This window comes from Bradyrhizobium erythrophlei (assembly GCF_900129425.1).
Taxonomy (GTDB): Bacteria; Pseudomonadota; Alphaproteobacteria; order Rhizobiales; family Xanthobacteraceae; genus Bradyrhizobium; species Bradyrhizobium erythrophlei_C.
The window spans coordinates 5,379,787-5,398,401 of the sequence record NZ_LT670817.1 but is presented as its reverse complement, the minus strand read 5'-3'; the positions used below and the strand labels follow the sequence as shown (position 1 = coordinate 5,398,401).

General features: G+C 54.9%; 21 protein-coding genes and 1 pseudogene. 11 read left to right on the top strand and 11 right to left on the bottom strand.

What is annotated here, in order from left to right; all coding sequences use genetic code 11:
- Positions 1-83 precede the first annotated feature (83 nt).
- Both B5527_RS25875 and B5527_RS25870 read right to left on the bottom strand, forming a co-directional pair.
- Positions 84-308, bottom strand: a complete 225-nt coding sequence (locus B5527_RS25875; RefSeq protein ID WP_079604067.1) for a hypothetical protein — start codon at positions 306-308, stop codon at positions 84-86.
- Entirely contained in the window at positions 305-535 is a 231-nt protein-coding gene (locus B5527_RS25870) for a hypothetical protein (RefSeq protein ID WP_079604066.1), read from the bottom strand. The genes B5527_RS25875 and B5527_RS25870 overlap by 4 nt, the downstream gene beginning before the upstream one ends.
- Before the next feature lie 139 nt (positions 536-674).
- Between B5527_RS25870 and B5527_RS25865 the strand changes: the two genes are divergently transcribed.
- From B5527_RS25865 to B5527_RS25850, 6 genes are all read left to right on the top strand, one after another.
- Entirely contained in the window at positions 675-860 is a 186-nt protein-coding gene (locus B5527_RS25865; RefSeq protein WP_079604065.1) for a hypothetical protein, read from the top strand.
- A 256-nt stretch (positions 861-1,116) separates the two neighbouring features.
- Complete coding sequence (locus tag B5527_RS25860) at positions 1,117-1,425, top strand: hypothetical protein (protein WP_154072528.1); 309 nt, start codon at positions 1,117-1,119, stop codon at positions 1,423-1,425.
- A gap of 2 nt (positions 1,426-1,427) precedes the next feature.
- A complete protein-coding gene (locus B5527_RS44490) occupies positions 1,428-1,814 on the top strand; it encodes a hypothetical protein (protein ID WP_154072527.1) in 387 nt (128 codons plus the stop codon).
- Between the two features lie 10 nt (positions 1,815-1,824).
- Positions 1,825-2,508 (top strand): hypothetical protein, encoded by a 684-nt coding sequence (locus tag B5527_RS25855; RefSeq protein ID WP_079604063.1) that lies wholly within the window; start codon positions 1,825-1,827, stop codon positions 2,506-2,508.
- Positions 2,509-2,677: 169 nt separating this feature from the next.
- Positions 2,678-3,199: a hypothetical protein gene (locus tag B5527_RS44485; RefSeq protein WP_154072526.1), complete on the top strand. Its 522-nt coding sequence runs from the start codon at positions 2,678-2,680 to the stop codon at positions 3,197-3,199.
- A 1-nt stretch (position 3,200) separates the two neighbouring features.
- On the top strand, positions 3,201-6,626 hold the full coding sequence (locus B5527_RS25850) for a beta strand repeat-containing protein (protein ID WP_154072525.1): 3,426 nt from the start codon (positions 3,201-3,203) through the stop codon (positions 6,624-6,626).
- Positions 6,627-6,633: 7 nt separating this feature from the next.
- On the opposite strand, the gene B5527_RS25845 is transcribed toward B5527_RS25850, so the two are convergent.
- The 6 genes and pseudogenes from B5527_RS25845 to B5527_RS25820 all read right to left on the bottom strand — a co-directional run bounded on the left by B5527_RS25845 (position 6,634) and on the right by B5527_RS25820 (position 11,712).
- Entirely contained in the window at positions 6,634-7,434 is an 801-nt protein-coding gene (locus B5527_RS25845; RefSeq protein ID WP_079604061.1) for a 2OG-Fe(II) oxygenase, read from the bottom strand.
- An 89-nt stretch (positions 7,435-7,523) separates the two neighbouring features.
- The gene (locus B5527_RS25840) at positions 7,524-8,609 is read right to left on the bottom strand and encodes an acyltransferase family protein (RefSeq protein WP_079604060.1); all 1,086 of its coding nucleotides are present in this window, start codon (positions 8,607-8,609) and stop codon (positions 7,524-7,526) included.
- Positions 8,610-8,641: 32 nt separating this feature from the next.
- The gene (locus tag B5527_RS25835; protein ID WP_154072524.1) at positions 8,642-9,301 is read right to left on the bottom strand and encodes a PEP-CTERM sorting domain-containing protein; all 660 of its coding nucleotides are present in this window, start codon (positions 9,299-9,301) and stop codon (positions 8,642-8,644) included.
- Between the two features lie 53 nt (positions 9,302-9,354).
- Positions 9,355-9,468: pseudogene (locus B5527_RS47815) on the bottom strand (PEPxxWA-CTERM sorting domain-containing protein); the annotation flags it as partial.
- 842 nt (positions 9,469-10,310) lie between these two features.
- A complete protein-coding gene (locus B5527_RS25825; protein ID WP_172842665.1) occupies positions 10,311-10,760 on the bottom strand; it encodes a VanZ family protein in 450 nt (149 codons plus the stop codon).
- A 226-nt stretch (positions 10,761-10,986) separates the two neighbouring features.
- A complete protein-coding gene (locus B5527_RS25820) occupies positions 10,987-11,712 on the bottom strand; it encodes a PEP_CTERM-anchored TLD domain-containing protein (RefSeq protein ID WP_079604056.1) in 726 nt (241 codons plus the stop codon).
- A gap of 306 nt (positions 11,713-12,018) precedes the next feature.
- Between B5527_RS25820 and B5527_RS25815 the strand changes: the two genes are divergently transcribed.
- Positions 12,019-13,032: a TIGR02391 family protein gene (locus B5527_RS25815; RefSeq protein ID WP_172842664.1), complete on the top strand. Its 1,014-nt coding sequence runs from the start codon at positions 12,019-12,021 to the stop codon at positions 13,030-13,032.
- Between the two features lie 489 nt (positions 13,033-13,521).
- Positions 13,522-14,694 carry a hypothetical protein gene (locus B5527_RS25805; protein WP_079604053.1) on the top strand — a complete coding sequence of 391 codons (1,173 nt, stop codon included), beginning with the start codon at positions 13,522-13,524 and terminating at the stop codon, positions 14,692-14,694.
- Position 14,695: 1 nt separating this feature from the next.
- Here the strand turns inward: B5527_RS25805 and B5527_RS25800 are convergent, their stop codons facing one another.
- A complete protein-coding gene (locus tag B5527_RS25800) occupies positions 14,696-15,379 on the bottom strand; it encodes an SGNH/GDSL hydrolase family protein (RefSeq protein ID WP_079604052.1) in 684 nt (227 codons plus the stop codon).
- A 309-nt stretch (positions 15,380-15,688) separates the two neighbouring features.
- Here B5527_RS25800 and B5527_RS25795 point away from each other — a divergent pair, with 309 nt between their 5' ends.
- Positions 15,689-16,009: a hypothetical protein gene (locus B5527_RS25795; RefSeq protein WP_079604051.1), complete on the top strand. Its 321-nt coding sequence runs from the start codon at positions 15,689-15,691 to the stop codon at positions 16,007-16,009.
- Positions 16,010-16,288: a helix-turn-helix domain-containing protein gene (locus B5527_RS44480; protein ID WP_154072523.1), complete on the top strand. Its 279-nt coding sequence runs from the start codon at positions 16,010-16,012 to the stop codon at positions 16,286-16,288.
- 322 nt (positions 16,289-16,610) lie between these two features.
- Here the strand turns inward: B5527_RS44480 and B5527_RS25790 are convergent, their stop codons facing one another.
- Together B5527_RS25790 and B5527_RS25785 are read right to left on the bottom strand one after the other, a co-directional pair.
- Positions 16,611-16,886: a hypothetical protein gene (locus tag B5527_RS25790; RefSeq protein ID WP_079604050.1), complete on the bottom strand. Its 276-nt coding sequence runs from the start codon at positions 16,884-16,886 to the stop codon at positions 16,611-16,613.
- 81 nt (positions 16,887-16,967) lie between these two features.
- Positions 16,968-17,183: a ribbon-helix-helix domain-containing protein gene (locus B5527_RS25785; protein ID WP_079604049.1), complete on the bottom strand. Its 216-nt coding sequence runs from the start codon at positions 17,181-17,183 to the stop codon at positions 16,968-16,970.
- A 516-nt stretch (positions 17,184-17,699) separates the two neighbouring features.
- Here B5527_RS25785 and B5527_RS25775 point away from each other — a divergent pair.
- Positions 17,700-18,524 carry a site-specific integrase gene (locus B5527_RS25775; RefSeq protein ID WP_245332249.1) on the top strand — a complete coding sequence of 275 codons (825 nt, stop codon included), beginning with the start codon at positions 17,700-17,702 and terminating at the stop codon, positions 18,522-18,524.
- The last annotated feature ends 91 nt before the right edge of the window (positions 18,525-18,615 follow it).

Below are 18,615 nucleotides of genomic sequence, written 5' to 3'. Positions count from 1 at the left end.
TTGATTCATTCCCGAAGCCTTTAGCTTGCGCAACATATTGTCGTCGGTAAGCGTCCAAGGGCGGCCCGCTGGACTTGGGCTCGTCATTTCCCCTTCGCCTTGGGCTTAGCTTTCGTCTCCGCGCCCGTTGCCTCCCGCGCCAGCCGTTCGGCCTTGAGCCTCTCTCGGTTGTTGGCAAATGCTTTCTGCGCGATCTCGTGCTCAGTCATCGCTTTCTCGGCATCGACCCGGCGAAATGCCTTACGCGCTTCGCGCTCGGCCGAGGTTATCGGCTTGGACGGTTCAATTTCGCCCGGTATCTTCGTCATTTCTTCACCTTCAGCCCCAGCTCTAAGCCGTCGCCGATCTCTACCCACTCAATAGGCGCGTGATGTAATCGCCGTTTAATTATTTCTTCGCGCAAAGCCGCTGCGTTCTGTTTCACAGAAGATCCGGTCATGAATTTGTGTCGGAAGTTCCGGTCAGCTTCGACTTGTTCGCGGATGCCGTCATAAAAGCGCAGAAGATTTTCGTCTCTTAAATTTTCGATTGCCATAAACGCTCTCCAAGAAACGCCACTATCTATATTTTCACTCCACCTTCAGGCCTAGCTCTACAAGCCCGGTGGGTTGCTTCTGGGCGCCAGGGCAAATCATTCCTATTGTCTTCGTATCCCATAGATGCATATTTAATCAATGAAATATGTCGCCCTTCACGGTACCGCATTTATCGGCGCAGCCCTCATCGCCTTCGTGGGCGCCTATCTGGCGCATGTCGTGCTGGGTGTGCCGCGCCACGCTATCCAGATTGACGCGTTGGGAATGGCTGCCTGTTTAGCAGGATTCATCGGCGCCGCAATGTTCGCTCAACGGCGCGGCTAGCTGGCGCGCGGGCGTTATCCAAACGATGAAGGCCGGCTCTCGACCGCCTCAACAATCTTCGCAACTTCAACAATCTCCGCAACATCCGCAGCCGTGATATAGCGGCTATTCAACGATGCTTCCATGATGCCCGCATTGTTCGCCCGGAAAGCGAGCGACGCGGATGCCCCAAATTCTCAATCCATGGCGTCCGGCGATCTTTGATCACCCTTTGCCGCGTCGGGTCTTTCCGGGCCGGACGTCATGGATCCCATTCATGTCGAAACTGTATATCTCGGAATACAATACGGTCGGTAACGCCCACGGCACTACGGCACAGATAGCTAATGAGCCAGTTATTGTTGATCAGGCACCCGTGGACTTTAGCAGCGGCGTAGCCTCCTCCGCGACGCTCAATGCAGGAACCATATTTGTTCGCGTTATCAGCGATGTGCAGTGCTCAATCAAATTTGGCACCAATCCAACTGCGACAAATGCCAACAAGATGTTGCCAGCGCTTACGCCGGAATATTTCGGCGTTGTTGAAAACAGCGGCCTGAAAATCTCCGTCATCTCGAATCCCTGATCATGGCATTCGGAAAATTAGGATCTGGGTTTAGCCGCGCTGGCTCGATCGGCGGTGGGGGGCCGCGCATTTCCCTGTCGTCATCCACCGTTTCTAGCGCAGCTACGATTGGCACCACAGTCGGTACGCTTTCGGTCCTTCATGGTACTGGGACTTATACCTTCACACTCGCAAGCAATCCTGGCGGCCTATTCGCCATTTCCGGTTCTAATTTGAACGTAGCTGCGGCCTTGAGCGCAGGTTCGGATGCCATTTCCATCAACGCCAATAATGGCGCCGGATCTTCCATAACGCAGCCATTCCTTATCACGGTAACGCCAACAGGTGGCCCCGTCGCGCTCGCAATGGATATGTCTGACTTCCGTAACACTTACATTCTCGGACTTTGAGGGCTAGAACATGACACTGCACAATGTTGCCGTCGCAGCGAAAGACGGAGCGGGCACGACGATCCCAGGCGGCATTCGCCAGAACGATACGAGCGGAACGGGCGCGGGACCAAATGTCCCTGAACAGACCCTTGTTGACAGCACCGGGGCCGAAGTCCTGGGAACCACGGCGGATGCTGCGGTCGTCACCGATGCCGCGGGCTCTGTTACCGCCTTCCTGCGAGGCTTGGTGAAGCTGCTCGCGGCCGGCATCAATGTCGTTATCACAAACGCGAACGCGAACGGTCAAGCCGTGATGGCGGCGAGTGCGCCGGTAGCCTTCGCGAGCGATCAGAGCGCGTTGACTACACAACTCGCGGCGGCTGCAAACCTCGTGCAGGGCGCGATTACGACCGCGATGACGGGCACGACATCTACGTCTCTACTCGCCGCGCCAGGCGCCGGCTTGCACAACATGATCACGCAAGTGACGGCTTCCAACGCCCACGCCACGCAGGGCACTGACATCGTTCTTCAGGACGGATCGGGCGGGACGGCGTTTTACACCATCCCGGCCGCGGCGAACTACGGCGGCGCGACGATCACATTCAATCCGCCGCTGCGGCAACCGACAGCAAACACGGCGCTGTTTTGCGCTAACGTAACGACCGGAGCGAACACCAAGGCGTCCGCTAACGGCTTTAAGGCTGCTTAATATGCCGCTTTTAACGACAGGCGCGGGAGCGTATGCGGCGGCGGGACTGCCCGGTCCTCCAGTTCTGACATTTCTTCAATGGACGGCCGGAACTAATTCCACCAACACTTCGACGTTCACCAGCATGAACATCGGGCCAGCGTCCGGGTTTACGACGCGCCGAATTATCATGGCTATACTTGTGAGCGGGAATACGTTCACTGGCGGCCTGACTAGCGTCGTTATCAACGGCACTATTACTGCAACGATTCATGTGCTCGAAAATACAAACGAAGGTGTAGCCATTGCTTCGGCAGACGTGCCAACCGGGACCACAGCAGATGTCGTCGTCACAGCAGCGGGTACATTCTTTGCTACGGTTGTGATCTCCGCTTACACGGTAGATGATGCACTACTTGTCTCCACGACTCCATCCACGGCTCAAGGTACGACGGCAAGCGGTGCCTCGATCACGACCGGATCATTTACGGAGACCGCAGGAGGCTTTGTTATTGCGACAAATAGTCTAGCGGGGGCTGCTGGCGGTTCTGGCACCGCGATTTCCGGGTTTACGACGGATGCGTTGGGAGGCTCTGGCAACAAGGAATATTCAGGCCATCTCTCACCGATCGTTTCAACGGCGACTGGACCAGTGACATCGAACTGGACAACGCTTCAGGCGGGTGGCTTGGCTGTTGCGGCTTGGCGATAATATGACGATCGGGCTTCTTTCATTCGCGTCGTTTGCGTCGCTCGGCAACAACAACCGCGTCACGATCAACGCTCTAACCGGCAGCGGATGGGCTAATCTCGCCAAGGGCTTTTCATTCAACGTACCGGCTAGTATCGCCGATTCAAATGGCTATCCAACCTCAACACCATCCTCCGCGATATCAGCACAGGGGTCGTTTCCCGCTGCATATTACGGGCAGTTTGTCTGGAGTTATTCTGGCGCGGCTGACACCCAATGGGGTGGAATGCCCGCGATCATCTATAGCGGAGCGCAATTCGTCGCGGGCTCTGGTAACGTTGGCGGCAAGGGTAGCACCACAACCAATACAACGATTCAGGCGGCCCTCGGAACAAACCCACGCGTCGTCTTCAAGTTTGGTGCGCTCGTTGCATCCGTCAGTGGTGGCAACGGCTCACTCGTAACGATCACGACAACCCTAAATATTGCATTCGGTTCGGGCTTAGACACCGGATCGCAAGTATCGTTTTCGGTTGGATGCAGCTCTAATCTCGTCAACGGTCCAAACTCGGACGGATCATGGACGATTACGAACGTCAGCGGCACGCAATTCACGCTCAACGGATCGACAGGCGTAGTCAACCCGACCGTGACGGGGACAGGAGGCCCCAGTGTACAGACAGAAGCGGCCCTTTTAAACACGGGGCCAACGCTTTCTATTCTGAATACCGGAACGCTTTCGGGATTCACCAATCTGGTGGTCTGCACGGCGGCGAACGAGACGGCTGTTCTTGCCGGTCAGATCAATGATCCGACGTTGCGGGACCAGTACAAATATCTGATGAATCACGCGAGCGCGCCAATGTCGCAGCGCGGCTGGCTGCGTTTCATGGATACGAGCGGCGTGCAGGGCAGCTATGAGTGTGACTTCGCCAACCGCATGCCAGCGAGCTATATATGTTACAACACCACCAATTATTTCCCGCTGGCTTATCAGGTAGGCACGATCACTAACACCAGCGATGCGCTGACGTGCGCCGACACAAGCCCCGTATCGGTTCTGAGCAGTGGCGCTTACGTTGACAGCGCCATCGTGCAGGGGACCGTTAGTGCAGTCAATGCTACGGCCAATCCAACGCTTGCGGTTGGCACAGGGCCTGCGGCCCCTATTTTCGACTTCACGTCGAACCCAAATCTGCTGATTATCTCAGCACCAGCGGCGTCTGCCGGCCTGACCATGCAATGGACGTTCAGCGCGTCGGGATGGACGTTGCCGCAGCTTTTTGGTGGATCGACTTACACTTTCAGCTACACCACCTCTACGAACGGTCCGGCAGGCAAGGACGATACCGTTTCTGCCGCCAACCTATGCGCCAATCTGATTGTCGCATTGAGTGCCGACGCCACGCTGGCCGCTGCCAAGATTGGTTTCGGTAACTCAGGGCCAGCAATACAGGTCTATCCTCGCACCGCGCAGGCTGGGGCGCTCACAATAGCCTATGTTCCCGGTCCTGCGATCTGCACGGTGGGCCGGATTGCTCCAGGTGTGCCCGTGACTTCCGCCACCTATACAAGCGCGACCGGACACCTTGTCCTTAATTTCTCGGTCGGCTCTTTGCTATGGAATATCCAAAATGCTAACCCGCTTCAAGTTTCCGGTCTGACCGGAACTGGCTCGGTGAGTAGCCTTAACTCCCAATTGAATGTGATCAGCACCACAAGCAATTCGGTTACATTGCAGGCTCCTAGTAGTCTCGGCACGATTACGATCAACAACAATTCTGGCGTTATCGGAGACGGCGTTACCACGCTCACTTCTGGAACCGCCGCAACCTTCATCTACAATAAGATACTCGGTGGTTGGATTTATAAAGCCGGCGGCATGGTCGTCAGCATTCCATTCGAGGCCATCGCCGAGCTTTGCAATCAGGTCGGCGCTCATTGCTGGTACAACTGGCCGGTCTATACGAAGGCGGCGTTTATCACTTCAGTTACAAATTTTTTTGGGGATGCAACAACCGGCCTGACTTCCGGCCTCAGATTTGGCACAGAAGTCGGCAACGAGCTTTGGAACTTCTCGCAAGGGCCATTTGCTAAATGCTTGTATCTCGGTTTTGGAATCGGAATTTATACGCCGGTAGCGGGGAATAGCGAGGCCCAGCAATGGAGCTGGGGCGCGCTGCGGACTATCCAATATGGCAATTTGTCAAAGACAGCATGGACTGGAAAGGGCCGCTCGCTATCCGATCACTACATACTTCAAATGGGAGCGCAAAAGGAGGCGTTCACTGGTAGCCAGAATTTCACCGTTAACGGACTACAGGGCGCGGTACTCACTACCTCTAACCCAATCTACAATTCATGGAGCGCATTTGCTGGCGGTCTCGGCGTTGCGGATTATTCCACCGTTGGCAATCGTCCAATCGATGGCAAGGACAGCAACGGCGCATATGTCACGGCGACAGGACATGCTGATTACTGGTATTCAGACTATCTCAGAGAGACGGCAGATAACAACCAAAACACCACTATTTTTGGCACCGTCAGCGACAACGCGACATGGCTACAGGCGAGCCTCGATTATACCAACGGAAACACCGCATCGGCCTTCTCGGCTATGGCCGCGATGTTCTCCACTCAGCGTGGAAGCGCGTCAATCGTTTCCGGAAGTTGTTCCACGAACGGCAAACTGACCCTTACGCTCTCGGGCCCGATCAACATCACCACGCAGCCGACTGTCGGTGATGTCGTTTATCTGTTCCAACTAACTGGCACCGGGCTTTCAAACGTCAACACGCAGGGCGGCTTCACGACGATCTCACCGACCAGCGGAACGACGGCGACATTGAACGTGCCCGGATTGGTTTCGGGGTCGATAAACATCACGGGCGGCGCGATGGTCGATTGGACGGCTTCGACCATCAATCCTCTACAAAATGCAAATTGGGTGGCGTTTCAGTTCTTCTGGGCTAATTTCGAGTCAGTTGTCGGTAGCTTCGATGGTGCGCGAACTTCCAATGGCCTATCGGTTGCTGGCATCATGCACTACGAAGGTGCGCCGCAATGGTCGGTTTCGAACAGTGCAATCAACGGCACCAATTCAACGACAGCGACGAGCGACCTCGTTACGCAAATGACAAATCTCGGGTGGAACGTAAGCGCTTACGGCGCGAGCGTAGCCGTGGTGGCTCAACAGGTTCTAAACCTGATCCAAGGCTGGAAACTCGACACAACCAATGCCGGTGCGGCGGCCAACACCGGCAGCTATAAGAACATGATAAAGACAAATTATTATTCCGCTCTCGTAGCAGCGAGCGCGGGAAAAGGGCGTGAGGTCAAGCCCGCTCAGTACGGATACGAGGCCAATATTTGGGGACTGTTCCCCGGAGTTTATTCGTTAGGCGGCCAGTACACGAATTATGACGCTATTCACGAGTGGAATCAGTAAGCTAAAATCAGCGCCCGATAACCTTCTTGATGCCGTCCTTTAATTTGCGAATACCCACATCAATTCTGTCTCTTGTGGCCTCCGCAGGCATCAGCAAAAGCGCCTTCGCCTTTTCGTCGGGCCGAGCTTTGAAAACAGTGCTGTGACTGACGCCATTCCAGTGAGTGGGGGCTTCCTTCGTATAGTAGTAGGTCGCAAATGATTTTCTTGGCAATGGTGCTTCCGGCGAGACCGGCACGACGCCGTGAAAACTTGTTTCGTTAGTCTCGAATATGACGCACCGATTGAAGATCGGATCGAATGTTTCGATGCAATGTTTGACCTCTTTGTCCCAAAGTTGGAATTGACCACCCCAGCGAGGGTCCCACGGCGAGTTCAAATAGAGAAGAAGGTTTAGACGGCGATGAAGTTGGCGGTCTTCGATGTAGTTGAAATCAACATGCACATCCAGGCGACCGCCCGGCCCCGTCATATGAATCCCGCCGCCAAGCAGCAGTTCATCGGCGAGGACGTTGGGCATTCCCGTGATGTAAGAGAGGTCCGATAAGAACTCGGGTGATGCCAGCAGCTTGTTCAAGCGAGACACGGGCGCTGAAAACAATTTGGCATTCGTGACCTGAACCTTGCGACGTTCGTTGACGCTGGAAAATGTTCTTCCCTGCTCCAGCGCCCTCTCGAATGGGGGGTAGGACGCTGCAATCTCTGCGGCAGCTTCAGGAACTAGAAAGTTGTCAATCTTGACGAAAGGAATCGGCTTGGCGGTTGCGAACGCCGTCTTCAGGGCGTCGCGATCCCATGACTGCAACATTTAAAATACCCTCGGTTCATTTATCCCCCCACGCTACCCCACGTTGCGACTGGCGTCTAGACGACGTTTTTTGGGGCTTGGCGAAAGATTTAATACTCGTTTTGAAGTATCCGCAGCGGGATTTTCTTCTCCTTTAAGCGCAGGAACGGCGCTTCCAGGAAGCGAAAGCTGATCTCGGATATAATCAGAACAGCAGAACAGTAGAGAAAAAAGATCGCCGCTCTCGAAATTAGCAATGAGTTTGCCACCAACAGAATCGGCAGATGATAAACATAGATTCCGTAGGAGATAGTGCCGACGCGAACGAGCGGCGGGGATTCCAAAAGCCGCAGCGCCAGCAATCGCTGCAAAGCACAGATGATGAGAGCGACTGATAATAAATTGAGCAACGAATAGCCCCACACGAAACCGCTGGCCGGCATTAAGAACATCGAATAGCCGAACGTCCATTTCATCGCCGCCCTGTAGACTAAATGTTCGTGAACCAGCACCGCGGCTCCGCATATCGCGGTCACAAGTAGCGCAAAGGCGAGTAAACGGGGCGCGCACTTCAATTCTTGTAGCCGCCACAGGACGATTGCTGCACCCGCAGCGAAGGCATCGAATTGCGAGATCGGCAGGCAATAGATGTTGCGCCCGATCCAGTCGGCGTCTTGGCCCCGGAAAGCGAAGTAGAGGCCAAGTCTAGCGAGTGGCGACAGAAACAATAGAGCAACGACGATGCGCTTGAACGTCACCAAGGGCAGCAAATAAACGAGCAGCGGCCAGAGCAGATAAAACTGTTCTTCTATCGCCAGTGACCACAGATGGACGAAAGTCGGGCCAACATCCGTTGATCGAAGCCGCCCAAAATTCGTGGTGTAGGTTAGCAGATATGGCCAATCGACGTCGAAAGATCTAGGTTTACCGGCCTCCGAATAGACGATGGCAGCGACCGCCAGAAACACGAAATATAACGGGAAGATGCGGAGTGATCGGCGCCAGTAAAAGCGACCCAGATATTCGCCCAGCGGCCTTTCTTTTGCGCGCAACAAAATGCTGGTGATCAGATAGCCGGATAGTACGAAGAAAATCTGCACCCCGATCCAGCCAGATGGCAAAATGCCGAAGTGGAAGAGAACAACGAGCGAGACGGCCAAGCCGCGGATGCCATCTAGAGATTTGACGTGCTGCATTAGCCAAAACTACCCCACGTTGCTACCCCCGCCTAGCCCGAAAAGCTCAGCCGCTTTCGGTTTTGCAACGACAGAAAGCCAATCCCAGCGAACCCGATCAGCAGCATCGCCCATGTCGAGGGTTCGGGAACGGCCGCTAGTCCTTCTTCCGTCCAAACGCCGCCGCCGTCGTTACTCGCACCCCAACTCCCGCCGAAAGCATTTGATGCTTGTTGAAACGCCGAACTCTGATCGCTAGTCGGTGTCGTGCCTACGCTTGAACTCCCACTTTCGCAGCCCGGACCGCCACCGCATCCTACAAGGTGGGTATCGCCACCTAAAGCCCACGACGTAATTGAGCCATTTACCAGAGTGAAATTTCCAGAAAGTTCCGAAACAAAGCTTATTTGTTGGGGATTAAACAAAATCGTCGAAGAAGGAAAAACAGGAACAAGAGGCCCAAGAGGAGACGTTGGGTTTATGCCCTCCGTAAGGAACGCGGTGTCGCCAGAAGATAGGATTAGATTTCCAGTAAAATGGGAAGTGTCGAAATTGAACGTGACGGAGCCTATGATGTTTGAGCAGGGCGAAGGAACGGTAGTGCAACCACCTGTAAAGCTCGTGAATGGTTGTCCGACGTAGTCATACGTGGTCGCCTCAGCTTGAAGGGCACCACTGAACGTCAACACCAAACAAAAGATGACCCTGCGCATGTTCAGCTCCCCACTGAAATGACGGCCTATCCGACGCTCACGCCGCAGTTGAGTCAATGGAGTACTGTCTCGACCACTTGCTCCCTCCGACGATAAGCCATGAAGCCGAGGCCCGCGAAGCCGAGGATCATCATCGCCCATGTTGAGGGTTCGGGGACGGTGGGCGCGAAACTTTCACTGAATGACAATGTCAAAAATTGTCCCTGAGCGTCGCCGAAGGAAAAAGTGTCGAACGCGGTGCCGGTCCGCCAATCGCCAGTTCCGAACAAATCACCAAATATTGCGGGCCCAGGTTCTTCTACGCCCGAAGAAATGCTGCCTTGAGGGTCGGAAATGAATTGAGCAAATCGCGCGTCTGGCGCTGGAATCCCATTAAAATCTCCAACGCCGCCTCCCGGATTTATCGACAGGCCAACAGTCCCGGCCACGACAACACTGTTTGAGTCAATCGTCAGCACCGCCGTTCCCGGTCCTATAAAGGATGGTCCGGGCCCCGGGTAGTAAGCTATGCCGGGTCCGGGCGGAATATTCGTTGGGATGTTCGCCGGGGTTAGGACGCCTTGCGAGGTGTCCACAGTGTAGACCAGGCTGACCGGAATGATGGAGTCTGGTTGGATTGCGAAATCTCTACCTGGTACGCCAAAGACCCCAGAGGGATCTTGTCCGCTGAAAGTCTCACCAAAATACGAGATTGTGAGGACGTCGGCGTTGGCTGTCCCCGCCGCAAACACGTTGCTGATTGTCGCGATGACCAGCGCGACGGTTTTCGCTCGCATCTTCAGCCCCCACCGAAATGAAGGCTTATCCCACTCTCCCGCCACGGTTGAGTCAATCACTCCCGCACCAAAGATAGAGGATTGACTTTGGGGGAGGTGGCGCAAAGACGAACAAAGCCGCCAAGCGGAGTATGATCGCCGGCGGCTTTGCCCGTGGGTCCGGACTGTTTGGGGAAATTGTCCGGTGCGGGAGTGATAGCGTGTCGGGATGACGCCGCAACCAGAGTCGCTTGTTAAGCTGAATATCGACGCCACGGGTTAATTCTGAACCTACCGCTGGTACGCGTGCGGATTGCGCGAGCGGCAAAGATTCCGAGCGCGCCCCCGACTATCTTTTCGAATGCATCAATCAGTGTGCCATGGCGATCGGGCGTAAAGGTCTGTAAGTATTCTAGAATGACGGCGCTCAAAAAGACGACGCAGCAAACGAAAATGATGCGCTTGGGGTACGCGAAAGCGAAAATTCCTCCGAAAATCATAAATGCAATGACGTGTTCGAAATGCGCGTAGGTTCTCATGTCTGCCTGCAGCAAGAATGGTGCGAGCTTAAAATATATGGAGTACACAAATCCGACGTGCGCCAGGGTGGCATAGGCGAGAACTGCAACAGACGCCCAAGCGGCGATAGCGATGAATTTGAAGTCCGCGACTCGCCAAAGGAATTTCTGAACGCGCTGGTGCATTGCAGTGTCGTACCGCCCGCTGGCGCCGTTAGCACTCACCATCGCATTTTAAGGTTATTAGGCGGCCGATGCCCCGGGCGGCGCTGTGGATGCATTCTGCAGTCGGCCGGGCATTTGGGGCAGCCCGAGACCCGCAAGCTCGCCCGTGTACGGGTCGACAAATAGTCGGCCAAACAAAAAGACCGCCCGAAGGCGGTCTCTCTGCAGCTCTGATCGGGGCTGGTGATCAGGCTACGCTAAACGCCGGTCCGTTCTGCTTCCGCCGATACGCCATGAAGCCGATGCCAGCAAAGCCCAGGATCATCATGGCCCAGGTCGAGGGTTCGGGGACGGCCTCCGAAATTGTAAAAACCTCAAGTTGACCTACGCTGAAGAAAGTTTGGCCGGACAGCCCTAAGATATTCCCATTGGCCTCACAATCGTTAACGCATCCCGACCCGTAAGAATATGCAAAGGCATATCCATTGTTCAGACTGCCATTATAAAGACCAATATCGTATCCCCCACCAAACGCCGGGCCATAGCCACTATAATTCGAGGTTTGATAGGCGCCAGAAGCAGCGCTTGTTTCGGGTTGCAACAGGCCGGTTGTTAAGTTGTAGATAAAAGCTGTTCTTTGCGCTGGATCGGAAACCATGTTGTAACCTGTGGAAGAACTCCAGCTTTGCGGATCGAAGCCGCCAATGACCGCGGTTTGGTTCCCAAAGGTTACCGACATGAGCGTGATTGTTGGCCCTTTTCCATCGACCGCGCTGTGAAACGTCGTCGGGGTGTCTCCTGCAGATTCTTCATAGATGTTTGTGAACTGCAGAGAGCCTGAGTAAAGGCCGGTTGCATCCAACCACGTCTGGATCTCACTCCCATCCGGTGCGGTTAGCAAAGTAGCAGACCGCGCGGAGCAGTCCCAAGTCAGTACCCAAACGGTTGCGAGCAGAAGGGATTTAATATTCACTGCGGCCTCACTTAATTAATAAGTAAATCATACCGCAAGGCTCTCCTGACAGGCAAATTTTGTCAAGTGATTTCCGTCCACACCCACCAGTGCATGAGCAAAAAGCCGCGCGATATTTTTTGCGATCCAATCCTTTATGTTTGGCGGACGAGTCAGTTGCCGTAGCAGTTCATGGCGGTTTCGTGCGTCCGCTATTGCCTTCGACCTCCGGTTGCGGTTGGATGGGTGGCGTCGAGTTTTCAATTCCCTCCATGGCGGAGTGGCGGTCACGTACTGTGTCCCCCGAACGGAATGGGAGTTCTGAGCATGAATGTAGGATTATTCTTGGACGTAGACGGAGTCCTGACCGACAAGGCAATCAACTTGCAGTACGCTCAGTTCCTCAAGGTCGAGGACAAGCTCGTTAAACTTGAGAAGCTCTACGCGAATAGGAAGATTACTAACCAGCAGTTTAATGCTGGCTTTGTTCCTCTTTTCCGTGGGGCTGGATTTACTCGCAACTTCGCTCGCAAACATTTTGGCAAAATACAAATGCGAACCAACGCGAGCGATCTCATTTCTGCGACCCCAAATACGTTTCTGGTCTCTAGTGGGCCAAGTTTTTTTATTGATACGCTCGCGGAGCGCCACAAGCTGCCGAAAGACCGTGTTCTGTGCTCGCAATACGTATTCGATCGCGAGGGATCGCTCAAGGAGTGCATCAAGCCAGTGAACAGTGCGATGAAGGCTAATTTTGTGAAAGAGCACGCGAAGAGGTTCGAAGTTTCGATTGGCGTCGGGGACACCGAACAGGACATTGAGTTCCTAGGTCATTGCAACATGCGCATCTTGATGGCCGGAAATCGTCTCGAATATTTCAGCGTGCGGGAACTACAACCGATCATAGACGTCATTGGCAAATTACAGACAGGCGGCAGTAGGGTACCCGCCGACTATCTTATTCGGGACACGGTGTTGTTAAAAAGATGCGAGGACATTTTACACGCGTCGTCTAGCTTTGACCGGCCGATTACCGTTGCCACGCAGATTTTGGAGGTTCGGATAAGAAATAAGGTGGGAGCGCCAAAAGAACTCGTTGGCGAAAATTTGGTTTGCTTCGCATTCAATGAGGAATTATCAAAGACCAAACTTCGAGTAGCTAGCGACGACCCAGGCGATCAGCGTGGCTTCACTCAAATCTTGAGAGGTTTCGTCCCGGCGTTTCGTAACAAGACGCATCACCACATCACAGACGGTATCTCCCAAGAAGAAGCAATGCGCATTGTTGGCTTTATCGACGTACTATTGCGGGTGGTCGACGATTCCGTAAAGGTAAAATAATTGGTCGCAGTCTTTTGGTGAGTGCTGATGACTGTGCTGATGGGATAAACTTACCTCTTTTACGTGTGTGGCAACACAGGGATCGGCGTTCGTGTAGCGCACGATGAATTAGAAGCCACCCCTTCGCGACGCGCCCCTTATCGAAAAATTTTCCGCGGTTGTTTGGCGACATACTAGCCCTCAACAAACTTCGCTATCTCAGCAAACTCCGCAAGATCAACAGCCTTGATGTTCTGATCCGCCGGTTCAGTCGGTAATGATGTCTGCATGCATCACGCAGGCTCAATTACCCGGTGACCGATGAACCAACTAACCCGCTGCGACCGATTGATCCAAATCCGAGCGCCTGAATTTCTGACAAAAGCGCTGGATCGCGCCGCCAATCAACAGCTCACGTCTCGCTCAGATTACATCAGAGTCGCGATGCTCAATCGGCTTAAGGGTGACGGCATCGATCCTGCTGCGATCGTGTCGAAGGGGGATTGAGCGATGCCCTTCAACGGCGCCGGCCAGTTTAACCGTACTTTTTCTTGGACCGCAGATAAGGCCGCCGGGCTGGATATCTCGTCTTCACGTATGGACACCGACACGGACGACATAGCCGCTAATGGGCTCAGTAATTGCGTCACCCGCGACGGTCAGGGCTCTCCATCTGCCAATTTGCCCATGAACGGTTTCCGGGTAACGAACCTGGGAAATGCGGTCGCGCGGTCCGATGCTCCAACTCTTGGTCAAGTCCAAGACGATTTGCTGAACTGGACGATTGCGGGCGGAACGTCTGACGCGATAACCGCGACCTATACGCCAGCCCTTACGACCCTGAACGACGGCCAGATTTGCTATGTTCGGGCAACGGCAGCGAATGCAACGACGACGCCAACGTTTGCCCCGAATGGGTTGACACCTGAAGTGATCACCAAGCTCGGGGGCTCGGCGCTGGGGGTTGCTGACATTGCTGGCGCGCTGGCTGAAATCGTCCTCCGGTATAATTTCGCCAATACGCGATGGGAGCTTTTGAATCCGAGCAATATCTCGCTGAACACTGGCATCCTGACCACGGGCGCCGTTGTCTTTACGCTGGCCTCGTCCGCACCGGCCGGCTGGCTAATGTTCAATGACGGCACCATGGGCAGCGCGTCGTCCGGCGCATCTTATTTTTCTGTCGCGAATTTAGCCCTATTCAATATTTTGTTCGCCAGTCCGTTCACTGACGCGACGTGCCCGATGTTTACGAGCACGGGTAGCGCTACGACGCGCGCTGCGCAGGGATCTGCGGCGGCGGCATGGGCGGCAAATTGTCGGATGTCTTTGCCAAAGACACTAGGCAGGGCTCTTGCGGTTGCTGGCTCCGGCAGCGGGCTTACTGCTAGGACGCCAGGGCAAACCATCGGCACTGAAACCGCTGCGCTTAATACCGCAAATCTACCGCCCTATACGCCAGCCGGCACAATCACGAACGGCGCTATCACCGGCACCGCTCCGGGGGCTTTATACAATGCTACCTCGGGCAGCGGGGGCGGAAATGCGGGCTCCGCCACAACAGTAAATATAAGCGCATCCCAAGCCGCATCAACTTTCACCGGCACAGCGCAGGGCGGTACGAGCACGGCATTTTCTATCATGCAGCCCGAAACCTTCATGAACGCGATTGTGAAAATTTAGCTCATCGCTCGATTTCGGCGGTAACACCCTTGCAACTCATGGCGCCCTCAATCCCATCGACAATGGCCTTATTCCAAAGCGGATATGTCGCGGCGGTTGGGTGTATCCCGTCATGAGTTTTAAGCCCAACTATTTTGCCAAGGTCGATCAGCGGAGCCTTCCGTGTCGCTGCCATATCTCGGATTGCTTGGTCTACGGAACTCAAGGCAGATGGGTTTCGTCTGATTGCGTCTGGCGCGCTTCTATCGTTGGGCGGCAACGTTGCAAGCGCAATGGGGCTGTGCGGCAGGCTGTCAATCAGCAACTTATAGGCCGATGCAAAATTAGTTCGATAGTCCAATACCGTGTCATTCGTTCCAAGGGCGAGCACGACAAGGAACGGCGAAATATTCCGGGCTTCCATCTCTTCCGCGAAGGGAATGAAGGTAGACGCGCGGCTTCCGCCAACGCCCGCGTTAATAAGGGGCATTCCGCAAATCGAATCCGGCAATCGAGCGTTTTGGGTGATGCTGTCGCCAAGAATAACAACAAACGGGGTGCGGATATCGCTCATCCTTGTAAGGGCATTCAGCATATCGCGCTGAGGATCAACCTTCGGAGGCGCGTTCTTTTTAACGACATAACCCGTCGCGACGTTGCTTACGATCAATACGAATAGAATTAATGACCACCGGCTCATTTTCATAGCCAAATCCTACCACCACAACCAAATGGCGAGCAACAAAATGATAGAGATCAACAACAGTCCTCCCCCCTCAAACAGAGAAGCGGACACGACCAACGAGGCCTGCGCTAACGGCGGCTCGTCTTGGGATCGCGTTCGTTGGGATGAAGTCAAGTGGCCGGATGAGCCGGCAACGCCGAGCCAGAGCTGATAACGACCGCCATGGCGAATGACACTCCCCCTGCACCTATCGGAGTCCACGCACCAAGCGAGGGCGATCTTCCCCCGCGATTTCGCGCGGATTGGGACGGATCGGACGCTGCAAAATCGTTGGGCGCCGGCCTGGTCAACGGCGCCGGAATGCTTGTTGGTCTGCCCGGCGATCTGAGGCAGATGATCTCAGATGTGCACGACCAATATGTGAGGCCGATCGAGCAGAAACTTGGCTATCAAGGCCCGTCGCCCGAATTGCTAAAGCAAATCGAGGATCAGCGGCCGACACTGACTCCGACCTCGGGACAGGTATCGAAGCTGGCCCAAACGTTAGTTGGCGCGCCATATCAACCGCAAACGGACTTCGGGAAACTCGCTTACACCCTCGGGCAGAAGATCCCCGGCTTGCCGTTCTTTGCGCTTACCAGGGGGCAATAAATGATCGTTGAAGCAAATTCCGCCACTGGCGCAATTATGTCATGCCCTAAAGGGCCGGCTATCGACGTGTACGCAATTCGCCTAAGCGCCGGGAAAATCGGAGCGACGCAAGACAGTTTTGCAAATGCGATTGGGGTTCCGGTAAAGACCCTGCGGAATTGGGAACAGCGCCGACGAAAACCGACAGGTGCAGCGCTCACCCTTCTGTTGCTGATCCAGAAAAATCCGCGCGCTGTTCTCGATGCGATGACTAATTTCCCCACTGGCGCAATTACATGAAAACAATCAAGACTAATCAAATTCCCTAAGAGTGACGCCAGCGGGATAGTTTCGCCCCCAATACGCGCGCGCGAGACCAAAGCATTTCAAAGCGCCTGCGGGGCAGACCCGCGCTCGCTAGTTGATTGTGCCCATTCCCGAAATTCGATCTTTGGCGCATCTATTGAAAATACAGGAATTTACAGGGGCCTGTCATTTTCGGATCAACAAATGTGAACATTTCGCGCTGCTGCGGGGGCGCCTTTTGCGCACAGGTCAGTTATCAAAACTCAAATCCGGTCAACCCGTTGGCTATTGATAGCAACGGCTTTTTGGTAGTGTCTCAGTTTGATTGTGGCGGCGATTTAGCAACGAACAAGTAGACGGCGGCGATCAGCAAGAGAATTATGAACATAATCAAATATGAAAGACCCAAATCCTGGGTAAGAAGTCCGATTAGCAATCCGAGAGAAAAAATAACCAAGGTGAAGACAGCGTATTTGCGGTTTTTCGAAAGTGTTTGCCATTGTGATTGAGCTGATTTTCTAAAGGTCACAGTCAACGTCACCGCGCCGCCGATAATCGCTGCAACAATTGTAGCAGTAGCTCCACTGTCCATAACACTACCTTTCCAGAGCGATGCAACATCAATGGGATGGGGAATAAAATATTCGGTCTGCTGAAACCGGCACGCCCCCAGCTAATCCAAAAGCGGATTCTCCACCGACTGCCGTTTCCCGTGCTTTTTCAGCAGATCATTGAAGGCCTCGACTGCCAGCGCATTTAGCGTTGCCTCTCGCTCGACCGCCAAAACCTTCAGGGCGCGCCAACCCTCGATATTTACGCGGACCAGGACAGATTTGAACGCCCCAGGATCGCGGGCGGTTGGTCCGGTGGTCTTTGGCTTGCGGCCCATGCGATTCCCCTTATTTCGGGTAGGCGTCTCAGTTTGAAATTTTCCGCGGCTGACCAAACCAAAGCCTGAGACAAGCAAAAGCGAACACGCCGACGAAGAACCCCGGGATAGTGTCGTCGCTGTAACCGGATTCGATCCGAGAGCCGATAAGGCCGCCCAAAGTGCCGCACGCCAGCAGCCCAAAGACCCAAATTCCAAAAGTTCTCATTGGTCCCCCCTCGATTGCCCAGGGCGAGCTTATGCGGGGAGGGCGGCTGAATCAAATTTGCAACACGATGGCCCGAAAGCGGCCTTTCCTCATTTCGTGCTTGCACGTTATCAGGATATTGGTATAGCTTCCGATAAGCTTATTTCTCGGAAGTAAAGGAAGCCCAGCATATGTCAACAGCCCTGACCATTGTTTCGGACGGCTCGAATCTGCCGGCGGTGCTTGGCCCGGACCTTGCTAGGGCGATCGACCTCGCCAAAGCAGAGAAGGCCCTAAGCACTCGGAAGGCCTACGGGACGGACTTCCGCTTGTTCAAGGTCTATTGCGACGCCAAGGGTGTTAGGGCGCTCCCGGCAACCACTGAGACGGTGGCCGCCTATATCGCGGCAGAGGCTAAGACTGCGAAACCCTCGACCATCGGCCGGCGCGTCGCTGCGATCCGGTACGCGCACAAGCTGGCGGGGCTCGAAACCCCTACGGACGCGGAAGGGGTTAAGGCCACGATGCGCGGAATCCGCCGGACATTCGGCGGCGCCAGGAACAAGAAGGCCCCGGCGGTGGCCGCCAAGATGCACAGCATGGTTGCCACGGCCCCGGATGGCCTTGCAGGGCTGCGGGACCGAGCTTTGCTCTTGCTCGGGTTCGCTGGCGCGTTCCGCCGTTCCGAGCTGGTGGCGTTGGACGTGGCCGATATCGAGGAAACCGAAACCGGCCTGTTAGTCAGGATCCGGGGCAGCAAGACCGATCAGGAACGGCAAGGCGTCACTATCGCGATAGCCCGGGGTGACATTGCCTGCCCCGTGAAGGCGCTGCGGGCGTGGCTGGATACGGCCGGTATCGACTCCGGCCCGATCTTCCGGCCGATCGATAAGGCTGGCACGGTGCGGCCCTCGCGGCTTACTTGCCGATCGGTGGCGAACATCGTCAAGGCGTATGCCGGGCGGGCGGGTTTCGACTCCAGCACGTTTTCCGGCCACTCGCTGCGATCGGGCTTCCTGACCTCTGCGGCTGGCAAGGGCGCGTCGATCTTCAAGATGATGGACGTATCCCGGCATAAATCGGTCGAAACCCTGCGGGGCTACGTTCGCGACGCGGAACTGTTCAAGGATCATGCAGGCGCCGGGTTGCTGTAATATCGATTCGTCTGATCTCGAATCGGCGCGGCTAGGGTAGCTCCCGAAAAGCTGGTCCGCACCAGCCTGCCGCGTCGTCCTCATGCGGAAG